Genomic DNA, 18,128 nt, shown 5'->3' with positions numbered 1-18,128 from the left:
ATTCTCTCACTCTGCCTGTCTGATGAATCCAGCTTAGCCACCTTGAAAAGAAGTTGCAAAAAAAAACCAGCTCGATCAATGATAATGTCAATCCAGTTTCAAATAAAAACCAGAAGGCATAATTATGACCACGACGACATGCAAGGCTCAGGAAGCCGATCCATCGCCCGCCGCGATGCCGGTGCTCTCGCCCCGGATGATCTTTTTGTTCTCACTCACCTCTGCGCTGGCGGTCGCCAATGTTTATTCGGCGCAGCCGTTGCTGGAATTGATAGCCATCAGCCTGCAGGTTTCTCCCGGCACCATTGGCACGGTGGTTACGGTCACTCAGACCGGCTACGCCCTCGGATTACTCTTTCTGGTGCCGTTAGGCGACTGCATCAACCGCAAAAAACTGGTGCTCACCCAACTGGTGCTTTCCGTGCTGGCGTTAACCGCCGCGGCTTTCGCGCCCGACCTGATGACGCTGCTCTGTGCGATGCTGCTGGTGGGGTTAATGGCGGTAGTCACGCAGCTGATGGTGGCCTGGGCCGCCATGCTGGCGTCACCCACGCAGCGTGGACAGGTGGTGGGTAGCGTGACCAGTGGCATCGTGATCGGCATTCTGCTGGCGCGCTTTATTTCCGGGATGATTGCCGATCTGGCGGGCTGGCGGGCGGTCTTTCTGACGGCCGCCTGCCTGTTACTGCTGATCTCGCTGGTACTGGTGCAAGTGCTGCACGCCACAACCGGCCAGCCGCAGCGCACCCCCTACACTCAGCTGTTACTGTCGGTTTTTCGGCTGTTCCGGACGGAACCGCTGTTGCGCAGGCGAGGCATCCTCGCGCTGCTGATTTTTGCGGCCTTTAGTATGCTCTGGTCTTCGATGGTAATGCCGCTGACGGACCTGTCGCTGACTCACACCGCGATTGGGATGTTCGGACTGGCGGGTCTGGCCGGGGCGCTGGCGGCCTCCAGAGCAGGCGCATGGGCTGACCAGGGACGGGGGCAGCAAGCCACCGGCTTCGCCCTGGTGCTGCTGACCTTCTCCTGGCTGCCGATAGCCGCGCTGCAAAGCTCGCTACTGCTGCTGATAGTCGGGGTGGTCCTGCTCGACTTCGCTATTCAGACGGTACATGTGATTAATCAGAGCCTGCTGGTGGCTGCCCGGCCCGAGGCAGCCAGTCGTCTGGTCGGTGCCTATATGTGCTTTTACTCGCTGGGCAGTGCACTGGGCGCGATTGCAGCTACCCAGCTTTACGCCCACTGGGGATGGCAGGCGGTCTGCTATGCCGGGGCAACTGCCAGCGCCTCTGCCTTTCTCTGCTGGTACGGTATGCGTCACTAATGACATTACCTCTGCAGGGCATTATTCCACTGATGGCTCGGTAAGACTCTCTGGTGTGGTGCGAGGGACAGACCGGCACAGCAGACCATTCAACAGCCTGGAAGTTATCATCCGTGACAGATATGCTTTGCGGTAAGCGACGCCAGTATTCAGAGTCTCAAGACTTCGCTATACAACGCGCGGCCGGTTCATATAGGTTATTTCTCACAGCCACCCTGTTCCAGGAGGAGCACATGCCGGAATATTGTTTTTTTAAAAAGGGACGCCAGATTACCGTGCTGGAGAGAAACGACAGCGCAGGCGCGGCTGAACTGTCTCAGCGCGGCTACGAGAAACAATTCGAAGAAGTGACCGCCCCTGATGAAAACCGTGCGCTGGCGCGTTTTCATGACATTCGAAACGAAGATCAGCAGAGTGCGAATGCATTTGCTCGCGGGGAAGTGTTTGCCATTTTAACTGTGGGACTGCTTAGCGTGGCGGGCTGGCTTATTTTTAAATAGGCAGACGCGCCCTCAGTCAGCGGGATAATGAGCAAATTAACTATCGTGCCGCTGGCAGAACGCGTCGATGTCGCCGTGCTGAAAGTCGGGCAGATTCGCCATCAATTTCTCCAGCGGCCAGTTCCACCAGGCAATGCGCTGAAGGCGGGCCGCAATCGCTGGGGTAAACCGCACCCGCAGTGGCCGGGCCGGCACACCGCCAACCACGCTGTAAGGCGCAACGTTTTTCGTCACGACGGCGCCCGCAGCCAGCACCGCACCATCTCCAATCGTAACACCAGGCAGCACAATCACACCGTGGCCGATCCAGACATCATTTCCGATCACCACACGGTCGGCGCGACGAGCGGCAAAGAAGCCCTGATCGCGTCGGGCATCGTGATGATAATACTCCGGGCAGTAGGTAAAGCGATGCTGAGAGGCGCGGTCCATGGGATGATTTGGCGCACCGATACGCACCTGATTGGCAATGGCGCAGAATCGCCCTACCTTGGTGTCGGCCAGGCAGCAGTGCTCGCCGACATAGGAGAAGTCACCCAGTTCGCTATATTCCAGTGAACTGTGCGCCAGGATCTCACACTGCTGACCCACTGTGGTTTCCCGCATCTTCACAGTGTCATCAATCCAGGTGTGCGCTAAACGGGCAGGTACAACGGCGGCAATGGACATATTACTCCCGGTCTGGATAAGCAGCGCCCCGGCGGCCTGCTTTTTGCCTTACCACCTTACACAACGCCGATGACAGAGAATTGACAAAGAAAAAAGGCGGAGTGGTTAGCTCCGCCTTGTTTCAAGTTCCGGTTAACCTGCGTGACCGGTCAGTTGCATAAGGGCAACGATGATCTGCAAGATGACCCGGATAAGATCCAGAATCAGCTTAGTCAGTTCCATCACTTTCCTTCTCCTTTTACAGGAGCGCGCTGTTCGGCAAACCAGGGCTTTGACTCTACCCGCCGGGTGCCTAAGCACATCTTTGTGGAGAGGGCTGAGCGGCACTCATGGTTAAAGCCACAGGCCAGCACCACCTGATGCCTGCCGGGATTTTAAAACCGTGCCCCTGGGAGCGGCCAGTCGACAATGAGGCGATGCTCAACACTCAACACCTGTATAAACATACAGCATTTTGGCGAAACTTGAAATCCTTAGCCGCACATTTTACAATCTTGTCTGTGGAGAGTGCTGAGCACCTCGTTCGCAGCGCGGTTACCAGCCGGGTAGCGAACAAAAAAATAAAGGATTTGGCGACATGCCAAATCCTTTTTTTATGCCTGCTTCCTGCTTAAAAAAGCAGCACGGAACTTACTTCGCGGCGCTGATTCGCCAGACGGTATTACCTGCATCGTCAGCAATCAGGACACCGCCCTGTTTGTCGCTGGCCAGACCCACCGGCAAACCGCGCACCTGCTTTTCGTCATCCGTCAGGAAGCCCGAGACCACCGTCTGCGGCTGCCCTACTGGCTTGCCATTCTCGAATTTCACCCACACCACTTTATAGCCATTCAGCGGTGTCCGGTTCCAGCTGCCATGCTCACTGATAAACGCGCCACCACGGTATTGCGGCATGTTATCGGCGCCATAAAACAGCAGACCCAGCGGCGCGACATGTGAACTCAGGGCATAATCGGGCTTGATCGCTTTCTCTACCAGATCGGGGCGCTGCGGTTCGGCACGGGTATCCACATGCTGGCCATAGTAGCTGTAGGGCCAGCCGTAGAAGCCTTTATCCTGCACTGAGGTCATGTAATCAGGCACCAGATCGGAGCCGATTTCATCACGCTCATTGACCACAGCCCACAGCTTGCCGCTCTGCGGCTCCCACTGTAAGCCGGTTGGATTGCGCAGTCCGCTGGCGAAGATACGGCTGGCACCACTGGCTGCGTCCACCTCCAGCACCGCCGCACGACGATACTCGGCGCCAATGCCGTTCTCGGTGACGTTACTGTTGGAGCCGACACCGACATAGAGCTTGCTGCCATCGGGGCTGGCTAACAGCGCCTTGGTCCAGTGGTGGTTAATCGGTCCGCCCGGCAGTTCTGTCACCTCTTCCGGTGCGGTGCGAATCTCCGTTTCCCCTTCGCGATAGGGGAATTTCACCAGGCTGTCAGCGTTCGCGACATAGAGCGTGTTACCAATCAGCTGCATACCAAACGGCGAATGCAGATTTTCAATAAAGCGATGCTGCTCCCATTTACCGTTAACATTGCGCAACAGCGTAATGCGGTTGCCGCCTTCTCCCCCTTTGCCTGACGCTTTTTGCACAATGCCCATGATCAGCTGTTTAGGCCGTGTCGTCGGCTTCGGTGGTCCGTTCGATTCCGCCACCAGCACATCGTTATTTGGCAGCACATAGACCTGACGCGGATGCTGCAGATTCTCAGCAATTTTTTCAATCTTTAATCCGTCAGCCACTTTTGGCATTTCGCCCGCTTTCCAGGGCGTGCCTTCCGGTACCTGCATCGGCGGCATAAAGAAATTCTTCGCCTGCGGCAGTTCAGGGTTCGGTCCCGTCTGCTTTTGCGGATCGACCAGCGCACCCTCATCACAGCCTGCCAGCAAGGCGGTCAGGGTCAGCGCGAGCAGCGTTTTATGCGGTATGTTCATGGTGGCTCCTCCTTAAGCGCTACGCTGACGTAACGCAAGTTGCACATTCGCCAGCAGCAGCAGTGCTACCACCAGCGTCGAAAGCGTCACACCCAGCGGGATCACAGCGGCGGCATCACGGCTGTGAATAAACGCATTGACTATAGCGATCGCAATCGCCACCAGCCAGAGCCAGAAATGGCCCTTTTCCGCACTGTCACTGCCGCGAAACAGATAAACCAGCGCGATGAGTCGCGGCACAATCGCCAGTATCAGTCCCAGCGCAATCAGCCAGCTGGCGGCATCCGTCCAGAACTGTACAAAGGTCTGCATGTAGAGAATGTCGAACAGCCAGGCGGCGACAAAAAAGCCCAGCGGCACAGGCTCCAGCAAGGCGTAAAGCGTCACGGCAAACGCCGATCTTCCCAGGGTATTGCGCATGTTTCTCTCCATTTTTAACGTGAATGCGGATCGGGTCAGACGTCGCGCTGCTCAGAGCAACCGACACCGCGCCTGTAAAAGATTAGTAAATCTGAAGAGAAACAGAGGGTTTATTCGAAGGGAATTGCAAATCAGGCGGATGACGTCCCTGTCATCGCCGGTCTGTCAGGACTTATCCGCGGGTAACGTGACCCAGTATCCTGGCTGGTAAGGCAGCGGCAGAAACTTCTCGTGGAAGGTGCGGAATGTGGCGTCCGGATCCAAATCAGCAAACAGATCGGGGTGCAGCCATTTCGCCAGCGCCTGAATCGCCACAAACTGATACGGGCTATCATAGAACTGATGCCAGATGGCGTGGACGTTGCCGTTGTGCGCCACCGGCAGAGTTTTGAAAGCATCGCGCATCATCAGCGCTTTCAGACGCGCCGTGGCTTCAGTGACGTTGGCACCCGGACCCACGCCGACCCATTTGCCCACGGTATTGTAGTTCTTCCAGTTCGCGCCGGTCACCACCACCGCATCCGGCTGGCTGGCGATGATCTGCTCCGGGTTAACGGTGCCGAAGGTACCAGGAATCAGATCTTTAGCGATATTGCGACCGCCTGCTATCTCTACCATCTGACCAAAGTTCTCATTACCAAACGACATGCAGCACTCGTCGCTGTAGCCGCCTGCACGGTCAATCATCACTTTCGGCCGGTAGCCGGTAAAGTTTTTCAGACGCGAGGTGACAAGGTCAATCTGCTGCTGGCGGAAGGTAATAATTTCCTGCGCCCGCTCTGGTTTATTCACCAGTTCGCCCATGATGCGGATACTTTTCTCCGCGTTCTCCATCGGGGCTTCGCGGAAATCGATAAACACAACAGGCACACCCACCGCCTGCAGTTTTTCAATCAGCTTGCCTTCATCGGTGGCAGCTTTGGATTCCAGATTCATCAGCACCAGATCGGGCTTCAGGGTTAACGCCTGTTCCACGTTGAAGGTGCCATCTTTTGCGCCACCAAAGGTCGGTAATTTTTTAATTTCCGGATAGCGTTTTTCATAAGCCTGATAACCGTCCCAGTCCGCTTTATGCAGGTCATCACGCCAGCCAATCACCCGCTTAAACGGCGCACCCGTATCAAACGCCGCCAGCAGATAGATCTGACGCCCTTCGCCCAGAATGATGCGTTTTGCCTCCTGCGGCACCTCGACCTGACGGCCTGCAACATCGGTAATCATTTTGGCCGAAGCCGTCCCGGCTAACGTCAACAGCCCCAGCGCTAAAAACCATTTTTTCATTGTAAAAACCCGCACAAATGATAATGAGAATTATTAATGTAAAACGGCGTTACTATTACCTAAAACCGGGGTCAGGGGAAGTCATCCAAATAAATGTTTTTGCAGCGCGGCGTTAACAGGCTGAGAAGAGGGTAAACAATGCTCCCTCCGGGCACAAAAAAGCGCAGCGTGTCGCGGCTCACAAAACGCGCATCTTTCGTGAATATGCTCACAACGGCCTGGGCGGCTGCACATATTTTAGCCATTAATCGTATCGTTTTGGCTAATGCGTTAATGAATTGTGATCGCTAAATTTAAAATGAAACAGCGTTTTAATAATTCATCAGGACAGCCTGCCACAGGAGCTTAACCGTGAAGATCAGCGCCATTGATGTCACCCTTTTTACTTATCCCACCCAGCGTTGCGCCGACAGCGCAGGACACTATCATCCGGGTCCGGAGAATGATGCCCAGATGGCGTTACTGACCCTGACCAGCGAGGATGGCGACTGCGGTTACGCCTTTGCGCCGCCGGAAGTGGTGCGTTCTCACGTGGTTAATGCCTTCTTCCGCAAGGTGCTGATCGGTCAGAACGCCTTTGACCGCGAGCGTCTGTGGCAGGACCTGGTGCACTGGCAGCGCGGCAGTGCCCACCAGCTCACCGAACGGGCGCTCTCCGCTGTGGAGCAGGCACTGTGGGATCTGATTGGGCGCAAACTGAAACAGCCGGTCCACAAGCTGCTGGGCGGCTATCGCGAGAAGATCCCGGCTTATGGCAGCACCATGTGTGGCGATGAGCTGAAAGGTGGTTTATCGACGCCCGATGAGTATGCACAGTTTGCTGAAAAGCTGGTGGCGCGCGGGTATCAGGCGATCAAGCTGCACACCTGGATGCCGCCGGTCTCCTTTGCGCCCAGCCCGGCGATGGATATCAAAGCCTGCGCGGCAGTGCGCGAAGCGGTCGGCCCTGATATCGCACTGATGCTGGATGGCTACCACTGGTATAGCCGAAGTGACGCGCTGACCATCGGCAAGGCACTGGAAAAACTTAATTTCGCCTGGTTTGAGGAGCCAATGGAAGAAGAGAGCATGGCCTCTTACGCCTGGCTGGCGGACAACCTCTCTATTGACGTGCTTGGCCCGGAAAGTCTGGGCGGTAAACATCACAGCCGTGCCGACTGGGTTCGCGCCGGCGCGTGCGACATTCTGCGTGCGGGTGCCAATGGCGTAGGCGGCATCTCTGCCACGCTGAAAGTGGCCAGTCTGGCTGAAGCCTTTGGTATGGATTGTGAAGTCCACGGCAACGGTGCAGCAAGCCTGGCGGTAGTCGGCGCGATTCGTAACTGCCGCTGGTATGAGCGCGGCCTGCTGCATCCCTTCCTGGATTATGAGACGCCGCCTGCCTACCTCAATAGCCTGATTGATCCGATGGACGATCAGGGCTTTGTCACCCTGCCCACGGGAAACGGACTGGGTGAAGATATTAATTTCAGCTGGATTGAGACTCATACGCTGAATCGCTGGTAAATCGCACTTCCGAAAGTACGGCACACAATAAGAACCCCGTTACCGCGCACCTCTGACGACGCGGTAAACGGGAAAAAACCTCTGACCTGCTGGACTTCACTTATGACCCTGACACAACGATGTGGCGCGTGGCTGATCACGCTGCTGGTGCTGACGGGCAGCGCGTCTATCCAGGCAAAAACGCCGGATGATCAGCTAATCGTCGGCATGAACATGAATAACCTGCTCACCCTGGATCCGGCCGCCATGACCGGCAACGAGGTGGTCGGCATAGTGGTGAATCTTTATGACGGCCTGGTTGAGCTGAACCCGCAGCAGCTCACCGAGGTGCGCCCGGCGCTGGCCGAACGCTGGTCAGTGAGCCCCGATAACCGCACCCTGACCTTTCACCTGCGTGACAACGTCAGGTTTCATTCCGGTAATCCGCTCACCAGCGCCGATGCGGTCTGGTCGATGCGGCGGGTGCTGCATCTGAATCTGGCGCAGGCGTCGGTGTGGAAATCGTACGGTTTCAGCCGCGACAACGTTGACCAGATGATCACCGCCCCCGACGACCGCACGCTGGTGATCACACTTCCTAAGCCAAACGATCCGCAACTGGTGATTTACTCGCTGGCGGCGCTGGGCAGCATGGTGGTCCTGGACCGCAAAACGGTGCAGCAGCATGAGGTTGATGGCGACTGGGGCAACCGCTGGCTGACCACGCATGAAGCGGGTTCCGGCCCGTTCCGGCTGGATGTCTGGCAGGCAAAAGATGTGCTGCGGATGAGTCGCGCGGCAGACTACTGGCGCGGAGAGGCAAAAATGTCGCGGGTGGTGTTCCGCCACCTTCAGGAGTCGCAGACCCTGCGGCTGATGATGGAGAAAGGCGACCTGGATATTGCCAGTAACATGGCGATCCCCGACGTGCGCGCCCTGCGCCACGATCCCGACCTCACCATCGACGCAGTCAGAAAAGGGACGATTTATTACCTGGCGATGAGCATGAAAGATCCACACTTCGGGAATAGCAAAGTGCGTGAGGCGGTCCGCTATCTGGTCGATTATCAGGGCATCAATAAGAGCCTGATGACCGGCTACGGCGAACTCCATCAGCGCCCGATTCAGGCCGGGATGCCCGCCACGCTCCCCGACCCCGGTTACCGGCTCGATGTGCCGCGTGCCCGGGCATTGCTGGCTGAGGCGGGTTATCCGGACGGCTTCGACACCACGCTGCGGGTGCTGGCCGATCAGCCGTTCCTGAATATCGCCATCGCGGTGCAGTCAACGCTGCTGCAGGGCGGGATTCGCGCAAAAATCATTACCGGCACCGGCAACCAGATTTATGGCGCGATGCGCGATCGTCAGTTTAATCTGCTGGTCGGACGCGGCGGCAGCGGTGTAGAGCCGCATCCCCACTCCAGCCTGCGTTCGCTGGTCTACAACCCGAACAATGCGGACAGCGCCCGGCTGACTAACTTTCAGGGCTGGCGCACCGGTTTCTACGACGCGCAGCTTAACCGCATGATCGATCAGGCATTGGTTGAACGCGACAAATCCCGTCAGCAGCAGGACTATTTCGCCATCCAGCAACGCTATGACCAGCTGGTGCCTGCGCTGATGCCGATTTCACAAATGCTCGACTCCGTGGTGGTCAGTAACCGGGTGCAGGCGTATCAGCCCCATCCCTCCGCGACCACCTTTCTGCGCGACGTCTGGAAAACCCCTGAAGCCCTGGCGGGAGGCACCCCATGATTCTGACCCTGACCCGACATCAGTGCCGTCGCATCACCCATCGCGCGGTGCAGGTGCTGATTACCCTGTTCGGCCTGCTGCTGCTGACCTTTTTTATTGGCCGGGTAATGCCGCTGGATCCGGTGCTGGCGATTGTCGGCCCCGACGCCGATCAGGCCACTTACCAGCAGGTCTACCACCAGCTCGGCTTTGATAAACCGCTGTGGGTACAGTTTGGCATCTACCTTAACGCGCTGCTGCATGGCGATCTCGGCCATGCGCTGCTCACCGGTCAGCCGGTGGTATACGACATTCTGCGCGTCTTTCCCGCCACAGTAGAGCTGGCCACGCTGGCAATTGTGATTGGTGCGGGCCTCGGCGTACCGCTGGGTGTGCTGGCGGCGGCACGCCGTAACAGCGTCATCGACTATGCGGTGCGGATGCTCAGTCTGGCCGGTTACTCCACGCCGATCTTCTGGGTCGGCATGATGGGCCTGCTGCTGTTCTATGCCCATCTCGGCTGGGTCGGCGGCGCAGGACGGGTGGATTTCAGCCTGGATGGCATTGTGCCCCATCGCACCGGCTTCATGCTGATCGACGCCCTGCTGGCCGGCAACAGCCAGGTATTCTGGAACGCACTCAACCATCTGGTACTGCCCGCCTCGCTGCTGGGTTTTCACTCTATGGCCTACATCAGCCGCATGACGCGCAGCTTTATGCTGGCGCAGCTCTCGCAGGAGTTCATCCTGACCGCACGGGTCAAAGGCCTGACCGAATGGCAGGTGATCTGGCAGCACGCCTTCCGCAACATCCTGGTGCAGCTACTGACCGTCGTGGCGCTGGCCTATGGCTCGCTGCTGGAGGGCGCGGTACTGATCGAAACGGTCTTCTCCTGGCCCGGCTTTGGTTCTTACCTCACCGGCAGCCTGATGCTGGGCGATATGAATGCGGTGATGGGCTGTGTGCTGGTGGTGGGCCTGATTTTTGTACTGCTTAACCTGATCTCCGACCTGCTCTATCAGGTGTTTGATCCGAGGACCAAAGTATGACGATCTCCTTTGACACTGCCTCTGTAAGTCACTCCCGCGAGCGTCTGGCACGCTGCCAGCGGTTTGCAGCCCGCTGCGGCTATTTCCTCTGGCGCATGGCCTGTAATCCCCTCACCGCCATTGGCGGCGGCATTGTGCTGCTGCTCTGCATCGTCGCACTGTTTGCGCCCTGGATCGCGCCATATCATCCGCTGATTCAGGATCTGAACAACGCCCTGACACCGCCCGGTGCAGCCCACTGGTTTGGCACCGACGAGTTTGGCCGCGATATTTTCAGCCGTCTGGTCTGGGGCGCGCGCATCACGCTTTACATTGTACTGCTGGTGTCGGTCACCGTCGGGCCACTGGGCCTGCTGCTGGGCGTCACCGCCGGTTACTTCGGCGGCAAAGTCGATAGCGTGCTGATGCGCGTCACCGATATCTTTATCTCCTTCCCGAGCCTGGTACTGGCGCTGGCGTTTGTTGCCGCCCTGGGCCCGGGTCTGGAGCATGTGGTGATTGCCATTACGCTCACCGCGTGGCCGCCTATCGCCCGTCTGGCGCGCGCCGAAACGCTGTCGCTGCGTCAGGCGGACTTTATCTCAGCGGTCCGTTTACAGGGCGCATCGCCGCTGCGGGTGCTGTGGAAACATATTATTCCGCTCTGCCTGCCGTCGGTGATTATCCGCATCACCATGAATATGGCGGGCATTATCCTCACTGCCGCCGGGCTGGGATTTCTCGGGCTGGGCGCACAGCCGCCCGATCCGGAATGGGGCGCGATGATCGCCAGCGGCCGCACCTACATGCTTGAGTGCTGGTGGGTGGTCACCGTGCCCGGTCTGGCGATCCTGATTAACAGCCTGGCATTTAATTTCTTAGGAGATGGCCTACGTGACCTGCTTGATCCCCGCAGTGAGTAACGCCACGCCGTTGCTCGACGTGCGCGATTTGCACGTGAACTTTATTAACGGACGCCAGGCAACCCCGGCGGTGCGCGGCGTCTCTTTTCAGCTCGGTCAGGAGAAGCTGGCGATAGTCGGCGAGTCTGGCTCCGGTAAATCGACCGTGGGTCGCGCCCTGCTGAAGCTGCATCCGGCGAAGGCGCGCATTGAGGCGAGCCGGATGCAGTTTGGCGATATCGACCTGCTGCACGCCAGCCCGGCGCAGATGCGCGCCATTCGTGGCAAACGCATCTCAATGATTATGCAGGACCCGAAATATTCGCTGAATCCGGTGATTCGGGTTGGTGAGCAGATCGCCGAGGCCTGGCGCAGTCATCATCGCGATCAGAAATCGGCGGCACGTCAGCGGGCGCTGGCGATGCTGGAGGAGGTGCAGATCCGTGATCCAGAACGGGTTTATCAGCTCTATCCTCATGAGATTTCCGGCGGTCAGGGTCAGCGCGTGATGATTGCCATGATGTTGATCACCGAACCGGAACTGGTGATTGCCGATGAGCCGACCTCTGCGCTGGATGTCTCAGTACGACTGCAGGTGCTGGCACTGCTCAATGATCTGGTGAAAGCGCGCGGACTGGGGCTGATTTTTATCAGTCACGATATCAATCTGGTGCGCAGCTTTTGCGATCGGGTGCTGGTGATGTATGCCGGGCGCGTCGTGGAGTCACTGGCCGCCTGTGACCTCGATCGCGCACAGCATCCTTACACGCAGGGACTGCTGGCGGCGCTGCCCGACCTTGATCACCGCCGCACACGCCTGCCAGTGTTACAACGTCACGCAAGCTGGTTAACCGATTAAGGAGTGGTGATGATTAATGTAAAAAATCTCAACCTCAGCTTTGGCGATGAGGGCGCGCGGAATCAGGTGCTGTTCGACGTAAATCTGCAGGTTAATCAGGGTGAAATCTTCGGGCTGGTCGGTGAATCTGGCTCGGGCAAAACCACGGTGCTGAAGTGTCTGGCGGGGCTGTTCACTCACTGGCAGGGAGAGCTGATGATTGATGGTCAGCCACTGGCGCATCACATCGTTCGGGCGCGCTGTCGGCAGGTGCAGATGGTGTTTCAGGATCCTTACGGTTCATTGCATCCGCGTCACACGCTGGGCGACATTCTGGAAGAGCCGTTGCAGATTCAGGGTATCGGGCAGCGTCAGCAGCGGGTCGTGGCGATGCTGGATAAGGTTGGATTGAATCGCGCCTGGCAGACGCGTTATCCCCACCAGCTATCCGGTGGTCAGCGTCAGCGCGTGGCAATTGCCAGGGCGCTGATTCTGGAGCCACGCGTGCTGCTGCTGGATGAGCCGACCTCCGCACTGGATGTTTCGGTGCAGGCGGAGATCCTGAATCTGCTCAGCGATCTGCAGCAGCAGGAGAACCTGACTTATCTGATGGTGACGCACGATCTTGGCGTGGTGGCGCATCTCTGCCATCGCGTAGCCGTCATGCAACAGGGCAAAGTGCTGGAGACGCTGGATGTGCCGACGCTGGTGGCCGATCGCGCCGCAATGCCCTATACGAGGATGCTGGTGGAAGCGAGTCGCCACAATCATGCGGCGCTGGCGCAGCCGGGCTGAATATCAGCGGGTATCTGAAAAGAATCAAAAAAGGCCGGCTGGACCGGCCCTGTGATATCGAATGCGTTAGTGGGTCAGCTGACGCACAAAAGCAACGATCTCCTGGTTTTTGCCATGCTCAAACAGGCACTGCTGGAAACGCGGGCCGCTGACGGCGGTGCGAACCAGTTCAGGATCGATGGCACGCAGGGTATCAAGGTAGTTCTCTTTGATCACCGCAGCCTTGACCTGATTCAGCAGACCGGCGTTTCGCACCTGCGGCTCTTTACGCTCTGGCGGATAGCCATTGCCCTTCTCGCCCGTGAACGCTTTTTCAAAGATAAAGCGCAGGTTCAGCTCAGCGCCCCAGCCAAAACCTTTAGCAAATGGCAGAGATAAGGCATTGCCGTTGTTGATTTGAGCGAACAGGTAAGCATCCGCCGGATCGATACAGTAGCCACAGACCACGCCCGGATGGATGTTAAGCGACATCAGCGCGCCCTGGCCGGTGCCACAGCCCGCAACGACAAAATCCACTGCCTGGCTGTTAAGCAGCACGCTGGCCTGGATGCCGAGGTGAATGTAGGTCAGATGATGATCCTGCTCATCGCTCATCCCGACGTTGAAGACCTGATGGCCCAGCGGCTGCGCGACGCCTTCCAGTTCTTTCAGCACGGTAACGTTTTTAGCGGCCTGACTGTTTTCCATCATTAACGCGATTTTCATGATCTACCCTCGTAAAATAAATGAAACACTGTTTCATTTTAGAGAAAAACCATTAAAGTGCATGGATTAATTCACCCTGGTGCTGTGAGGCCCATCACAAAACGGCCATTGCAGCGCCCACGACTGCGTGAGGACAATGATGTTTATCTACCACAAAGAGCGACCACTGGAAGATCTGGGTAACGGCGTGACCCGCCGCGTACTGGCACATGGCGGCACAATGATGGCAGTTGAAGTGCGTTTTGAAAAAGACGCCATCGGTCCGCTACATCATCATCCCCATGAGCAGCTGACCTATGTGCTGAGCGGACGCTTTGCCTTCACCATCAACGGTGAAACCCGGGAAGTTGGCGCTGGGGACACACTCTATAAAGCACCCAATGTGGTTCATGGCTGTGTCTGTCTTGAGGCTGGCGTGCTGCTGGATACCTTTACGCCACAGCGCGAAGATTTCCTGACCACGAAATAGTGCAGGCGGCCCGGCGGGCCGCCTCCTGAACTGCCGCATGACTGCCCATTTTGCCTGCACGAAAAATTTGACTTAAAACGCGTACAATTTTTCCACCATTCCCTTCCCAGCTAACTGAATGATTCACCACAGTTTCCCCTCAGGCCGCGCTGCGCTTAGCTTCCTGTAAAAAATCATTCGGGCTCACTTCTGTACAAAATGAAGATCGTTGTATAAGTTTAATGACAACGCCAGTTCGTTTTTTAACCCGTAAAAGGATAATAATATGCCGATGCAAAATACCCTTACCTTGCCGCTGAATCACAACGCGCCGGTTAATAGTGAGTTCCGTTCATCCTTTGCTGCATCTGAGCAGGATAAACTTAATTTTCTAATCGAAGAGTTACTGGAAGCGGGCAAGGAAAAAAGCTGTATGGAGTTACTGCGTCATCTGGCCTCTGCGGACAGTGCTGAAGAAGAAGCCTGTTGCCGTGAACTGCTGACGTTGCTGATGGCCCAAAAATGAAGTCTGTGGCTGGCTGTTCAGCACAGATTCAACACCGGGCATTACCACGAAAACCCGCCTGACCGTATTTCCCCGTTCAGGCGCGTCACCTCTGCTGAAAAGCTGCCGCTTTTTTGCACCGTAATTTACACCGACGCGAATATTGATAGCTGATAGCTGATATACGTGTACGACCTTGTTAAACCGACCCGACGACTCTCATTGCTTCTCTTTCAACTCTTTTGTTAGCCTGAATCTTCCCGATTTATTATCAGGTTCCTCAGGCGTGCTATGACCATGACCTCTTTCTCCGCCACGCTGCATCTGCTGTGTGGAAAAATAGCGTCCGGGAAATCGACGCTGGCAGCACAGCTGGGTGCTGCGCCCGGTTGCGTAGTGATCAGCGAAGATCAGTGGCTGGCCGCACTCTATAAGGATGAGATGCAATCGGTGGCTGATTACGTGCGTGTTGCGGCAAAGCTCAGGAAGGCGATGACGCCGCATCTGGTCGCATTGCTTAACGCAGGCGTATCGGTTGTGCTCGATTTTCCGGCCAACACCCGGGGGAATCGTGACTGGATGCGCTCGGTGATTGAGGCATCCTCTGCCGACCATCGCATGCATTACCTGGATGTGCCGGACGCGCTGTGTAAAGCGCGTCTGCACGCCCGTAATCAGAGCGGCGAACACGCCTTTGCCGCCACGGACGAGCAGTTCACGCTGATTACCCGCTATTTTGAACCGCCGCAGGAGGAGGAAGGCTTTAACCTGGTGCGGCACAGTTAACATCTTCTGCAAATTTACGAGAGATCGAGTGCCGCAAGCACCTCAGCAATCTGCTGGTTATCCGCATCAGAGAGTGGCAACAGCGGACGCGGCAGGCAGTCGCGTGCCGTCAGTCCCAGCAGACCTGCTGCGGCATTCATCACCCTGAAGCTGCCGCCGTGCTGGCGGAACAGCGACCACAAAGGCTGCAGGCGCTCCGACTGCGCCCTGACGCTCTCATGATCACCTGCTGCTGCTGCGTCGGTCATTGCTTTCGCGACACGTGGGAACAGCCCGCCGCACACGGAATACCAGCCATCACAGCCTGCAATCAACGCATTGGCAGCAGACGCGTCGCCGCTGATGCCAACCGACACGGAAGCAGGCAGTATGTCGCGCAGTTGGGCCAGGCGATCATTTGCTGCCGATTGCGCCGCCGGAACACCGGGAATTTTTACCGACCCGATACCGGGAAGTGAGGCAATCCGGCTCAGTAACGCATCGGAGAACGTAAAATGGGTGGTGCGCGGATTGTCATAAATGCAGACTGGCACCGAGGCGTGTCGCGTCACGGTTTCAAACAGCGTAAACACTTCATCTTCTTTCAACGCCTGATACCCCAGCGGTGGCAGCAGTAAAGCGGCTGCGCCCGCCTGCTGCGCATCCTCTGCCAGCGCCAGCACCTCATCAGTATTTATCGCGCCAATGCAGATCATCACTGGAATCGCCTCTGCATGTTCAACGGCCCGCCCGGCAATGCGCCTGCGCTGTGCCCGTGTCAGCCAGGCGTAGCTGCCGGTGGACCCCAGCACGCCCAGAGAATCGACTTTTGCCTCCGTCAGCCTGCGCAGGATCCGAATAAAAGCCGCTTCATCGGGTTTGCCATCGGCAAAAGGAGTAAGGGGAAAGGCACTGAGTCCGCTGAACATACGCTTTGCTCCATCATGAGACTGTTCGGGCTGTCACCTTTACAGTCATATTTCGTCACTGGCCGAAGCATGGCTTTGCCCCGCCCGCTATTTTTGCGCTACAGCCCTTTTTGCTCTTACCCAAAGGAAATAGCGATGATTGCCGTACTGTTTGAAGCCGAGGCACGACCCGAACATCAGATGCGCTACCTGCAACTCTACGTACGTTTTTCGACATCACCGTTGCCTGATGCCTCCACGCCACCTCGGTCCTGAACCTCTTTGCCCCCAGCATCGCTGACCTCTGGTCACGCCAGAATCTCCGTTTTAGACGGTAACACGCATATGAAATCTGTCACAATTCCGCAAACTTATCTCACTCACGTTAACATGAGCAGAAAAACAGCCACCCGCTTCAAGTCACTGAATAAAATAGGTTTTATATGATAACCCCCAGAAATCATGTTTCCCACACATCAATCAATGCCCTTTTTGCACTTATTTAGCGACGGGCGCTGATCCACTCTTCAGTAACAGGCGCGGCAAAAAGCGTCAAACCTTACTGGAGTTACTGATGCAAACGACCTCACCCATGACTCATCGCGCCAGGATTGGCGCCATATTTCGTGTTACCTCCGGCAATTTCCTCGAACAGTTCGATTTTTTCCTGTTTGGTTTCTATGCCACTTACATCGCCCATACCTTTTTCCCGGCCAGCAGTGAGTTCGCCTCACTGATGATGACCTTTGCCGTATTTGGCGCAGGATTCCTGATGCGCCCGATTGGCGCAGTGGTACTGGGAGCGTACATCGATAAGGTCGGTCGCCGTAAGGGCCTGATTGTCACGCTCTCCATCATGGCGGCAGGCACCTTTATGATCGTGCTGATCCCCTCCTACCAGAGCATTGGCCTGTGGGCGCCGATGCTGGTGCTGATCGGTCGGTTGTTACAGGGCTTCTCCGCCGGCGCAGAGCTGGGCGGCGTGTCGGTCTATCTGGCGGAGATCGCCACGCCGGGCCGCAAGGGCTTCTATACCAGCTGGCAGTCGGGTAGCCAGCAGGTCGCCATTATGGTGGCGGCGGCGATGGGCTTTATCCTCAACGCCGTGCTGGAAGAGAGCGCCATCCGTGAATGGGGCTGGCGTATTCCGTTCCTGTTTGGCTGTCTGATTGTGCCGTTTATCTTCATATTGCGTCGCAAACTTGAAGAGACACAGGCGTTCAACAACCGTCGCAGCCATCCCGATGTGAAGCAGGTATTCCGCATCCTGCTGGCTAACTGGCAGGTGGTGATTGCCGGGATGCTGATGGTGGCGATGACCACCACGGCGTTTTACCTGATTACGGTTTATGCGCCGACCTTTGGCAAAAAAGTGCTGCTGCTCAGCGCCTCTGACAGCCTGCTGGTGACCTTGCTGGTAGCGGTGTCGAACTTTATCTGGCTGCCGATTGGCGGCGCGATCTCCGACCGCTTTGGCCGTAAGCCTGTACTGGTCGCCATGACACTGCTGGCGATCGTCACCACCTATCCGGCCCTGAGCATGCTGGCGGCGGCACCAGGCTTTTCGATGATGCTGGGTGTACTGCTGTGGCTGTCGATGATCTACGGGCTCTACAACGGCGCGATGATCCCGGCGCTGACCGAAATTATGCCCGCGGAAGTCCGTGTTGCGGGCTTCTCACTGGCCTACAGCCTGGCAACAGCGCTGTTCGGTGGTTTTACCCCGGTGATGTCAACCGGCCTGATTGAGATGACCGGCGATAAAGCCTCGCCAGGTTACTGGATGAGTTTTGCGGCAGTTTGCGCTCTGGGCGCGACACTCTACCTCTATCGTCGTACCCGCAGTGCCGTCACGCCTGCCCATGAAACTGTTAGCTGAGGAACGG

The 18,128-nt window shown here is 57.1% G+C and carries 18 protein-coding genes; 12 read left to right on the top strand and 6 right to left on the bottom strand.

What is annotated here, in order from left to right:
* Window positions 1-124 precede the first annotated feature (124 nt).
* Together H7K52_RS05185 and H7K52_RS05180 are read left to right on the top strand one after the other, a co-directional pair.
* Window positions 125-1,327, top strand: a complete 1,203-nt coding sequence (locus H7K52_RS05185; protein ID WP_182629783.1) for an MFS transporter — start codon at window positions 125-127, stop codon at window positions 1,325-1,327.
* 113 nt (window positions 1,328-1,440) lie between these two features.
* Window positions 1,441-1,827 carry a hypothetical protein gene (locus H7K52_RS05180; protein WP_258195887.1) on the top strand — a complete coding sequence of 129 codons (387 nt, stop codon included), beginning with the start codon at window positions 1,441-1,443 and terminating at the stop codon, window positions 1,825-1,827.
* Between the two features lie 36 nt (window positions 1,828-1,863).
* Here the strand turns inward: H7K52_RS05180 and H7K52_RS05175 are convergent, their stop codons facing one another.
* The 4 genes from H7K52_RS05175 to H7K52_RS05160 form a co-directional block, all read right to left on the bottom strand.
* Window positions 1,864-2,496 carry a DapH/DapD/GlmU-related protein gene (locus H7K52_RS05175; protein WP_039660257.1) on the bottom strand — a complete coding sequence of 211 codons (633 nt, stop codon included), beginning with the start codon at window positions 2,494-2,496 and terminating at the stop codon, window positions 1,864-1,866.
* Window positions 2,497-3,126: 630 nt separating this feature from the next.
* Window positions 3,127-4,428 carry a PQQ-dependent sugar dehydrogenase gene (locus tag H7K52_RS05170; RefSeq protein ID WP_003853556.1) on the bottom strand — a complete coding sequence of 434 codons (1,302 nt, stop codon included), beginning with the start codon at window positions 4,426-4,428 and terminating at the stop codon, window positions 3,127-3,129.
* Between the two features lie 12 nt (window positions 4,429-4,440).
* Complete coding sequence (locus H7K52_RS05165) at window positions 4,441-4,848, bottom strand: DUF2231 domain-containing protein (protein WP_003853554.1); 408 nt, start codon at window positions 4,846-4,848, stop codon at window positions 4,441-4,443.
* A 165-nt stretch (window positions 4,849-5,013) separates the two neighbouring features.
* A complete protein-coding gene (locus H7K52_RS05160; RefSeq protein ID WP_003853552.1) occupies window positions 5,014-6,129 on the bottom strand; it encodes an ABC transporter substrate-binding protein in 1,116 nt (371 codons plus the stop codon).
* A 351-nt stretch (window positions 6,130-6,480) separates the two neighbouring features.
* On the opposite strand from H7K52_RS05160, the gene H7K52_RS05155 reads away from it, so the two are divergent.
* From H7K52_RS05155 to H7K52_RS05130, 6 genes are all read left to right on the top strand, one after another.
* The gene (locus tag H7K52_RS05155) at window positions 6,481-7,635 is read left to right on the top strand and encodes a mandelate racemase family protein (protein ID WP_182629782.1); all 1,155 of its coding nucleotides are present in this window, start codon (window positions 6,481-6,483) and stop codon (window positions 7,633-7,635) included.
* Window positions 7,636-7,737: 102 nt separating this feature from the next.
* On the top strand, window positions 7,738-9,369 hold the full coding sequence (locus tag H7K52_RS05150; RefSeq protein WP_182629781.1) for an ABC transporter substrate-binding protein: 1,632 nt from the start codon (window positions 7,738-7,740) through the stop codon (window positions 9,367-9,369).
* Window positions 9,366-10,397 (top strand): ABC transporter permease, encoded by a 1,032-nt coding sequence (locus H7K52_RS05145; protein WP_182629780.1) that lies wholly within the window; start codon window positions 9,366-9,368, stop codon window positions 10,395-10,397. Before H7K52_RS05150 ends, H7K52_RS05145 begins: the two co-directional genes overlap by 4 nt.
* Window positions 10,394-11,299, top strand: coding sequence for an ABC transporter permease (locus H7K52_RS05140; RefSeq protein WP_003853540.1), 906 nt, complete (start codon window positions 10,394-10,396; stop codon window positions 11,297-11,299). Before H7K52_RS05145 ends, H7K52_RS05140 begins: the two co-directional genes overlap by 4 nt.
* On the top strand, window positions 11,271-12,137 hold the full coding sequence (locus H7K52_RS05135) for an ABC transporter ATP-binding protein (RefSeq protein ID WP_182629779.1): 867 nt from the start codon (window positions 11,271-11,273) through the stop codon (window positions 12,135-12,137). The genes H7K52_RS05140 and H7K52_RS05135 overlap by 29 nt, the downstream gene beginning before the upstream one ends.
* Before the next feature lie 9 nt (window positions 12,138-12,146).
* Window positions 12,147-12,911 (top strand): ABC transporter ATP-binding protein, encoded by a 765-nt coding sequence (locus H7K52_RS05130; protein WP_033762966.1) that lies wholly within the window; start codon window positions 12,147-12,149, stop codon window positions 12,909-12,911.
* A gap of 66 nt (window positions 12,912-12,977) precedes the next feature.
* On the opposite strand, the gene H7K52_RS05125 is transcribed toward H7K52_RS05130, so the two are convergent.
* Window positions 12,978-13,616 (bottom strand): RpiB/LacA/LacB family sugar-phosphate isomerase, encoded by a 639-nt coding sequence (locus tag H7K52_RS05125; protein WP_003853539.1) that lies wholly within the window; start codon window positions 13,614-13,616, stop codon window positions 12,978-12,980.
* A 139-nt stretch (window positions 13,617-13,755) separates the two neighbouring features.
* On the opposite strand from H7K52_RS05125, the gene H7K52_RS05120 reads away from it, so the two are divergent.
* From H7K52_RS05120 to H7K52_RS05110, 3 genes are all read left to right on the top strand, one after another.
* Entirely contained in the window at window positions 13,756-14,085 is a 330-nt protein-coding gene (locus tag H7K52_RS05120) for a cupin domain-containing protein (RefSeq protein ID WP_003853538.1), read from the top strand.
* A 265-nt stretch (window positions 14,086-14,350) separates the two neighbouring features.
* The gene (locus tag H7K52_RS05115) at window positions 14,351-14,590 is read left to right on the top strand and encodes a hypothetical protein (RefSeq protein ID WP_008925164.1); all 240 of its coding nucleotides are present in this window, start codon (window positions 14,351-14,353) and stop codon (window positions 14,588-14,590) included.
* A gap of 270 nt (window positions 14,591-14,860) precedes the next feature.
* The gene (locus H7K52_RS05110; protein ID WP_003853536.1) at window positions 14,861-15,355 is read left to right on the top strand and encodes a P-loop nucleotide/nucleoside kinase family protein; all 495 of its coding nucleotides are present in this window, start codon (window positions 14,861-14,863) and stop codon (window positions 15,353-15,355) included.
* A 14-nt stretch (window positions 15,356-15,369) separates the two neighbouring features.
* Here H7K52_RS05110 and H7K52_RS05105 read toward each other — a convergent pair whose 3' ends face one another.
* Entirely contained in the window at window positions 15,370-16,263 is an 894-nt protein-coding gene (locus tag H7K52_RS05105; protein ID WP_110411420.1) for a dihydrodipicolinate synthase family protein, read from the bottom strand.
* A gap of 550 nt (window positions 16,264-16,813) precedes the next feature.
* Here H7K52_RS05105 and tcuC point away from each other — a divergent pair.
* Entirely contained in the window at window positions 16,814-18,121 is a 1,308-nt protein-coding gene (tcuC, locus tag H7K52_RS05100; RefSeq protein WP_105099194.1) for an MFS transporter, read from the top strand.
* The last annotated feature ends 7 nt before the right edge of the window (window positions 18,122-18,128 follow it).

It is taken from the genome of Pantoea hericii (assembly GCF_014155795.1).
Taxonomy (GTDB): Bacteria; Pseudomonadota; Gammaproteobacteria; order Enterobacterales; family Enterobacteriaceae; genus Pantoea; species Pantoea eucalypti.
The sequence above is the reverse complement of the archived record's forward strand: the minus strand, read 5'-3'. Positions and strand labels throughout refer to the sequence as shown.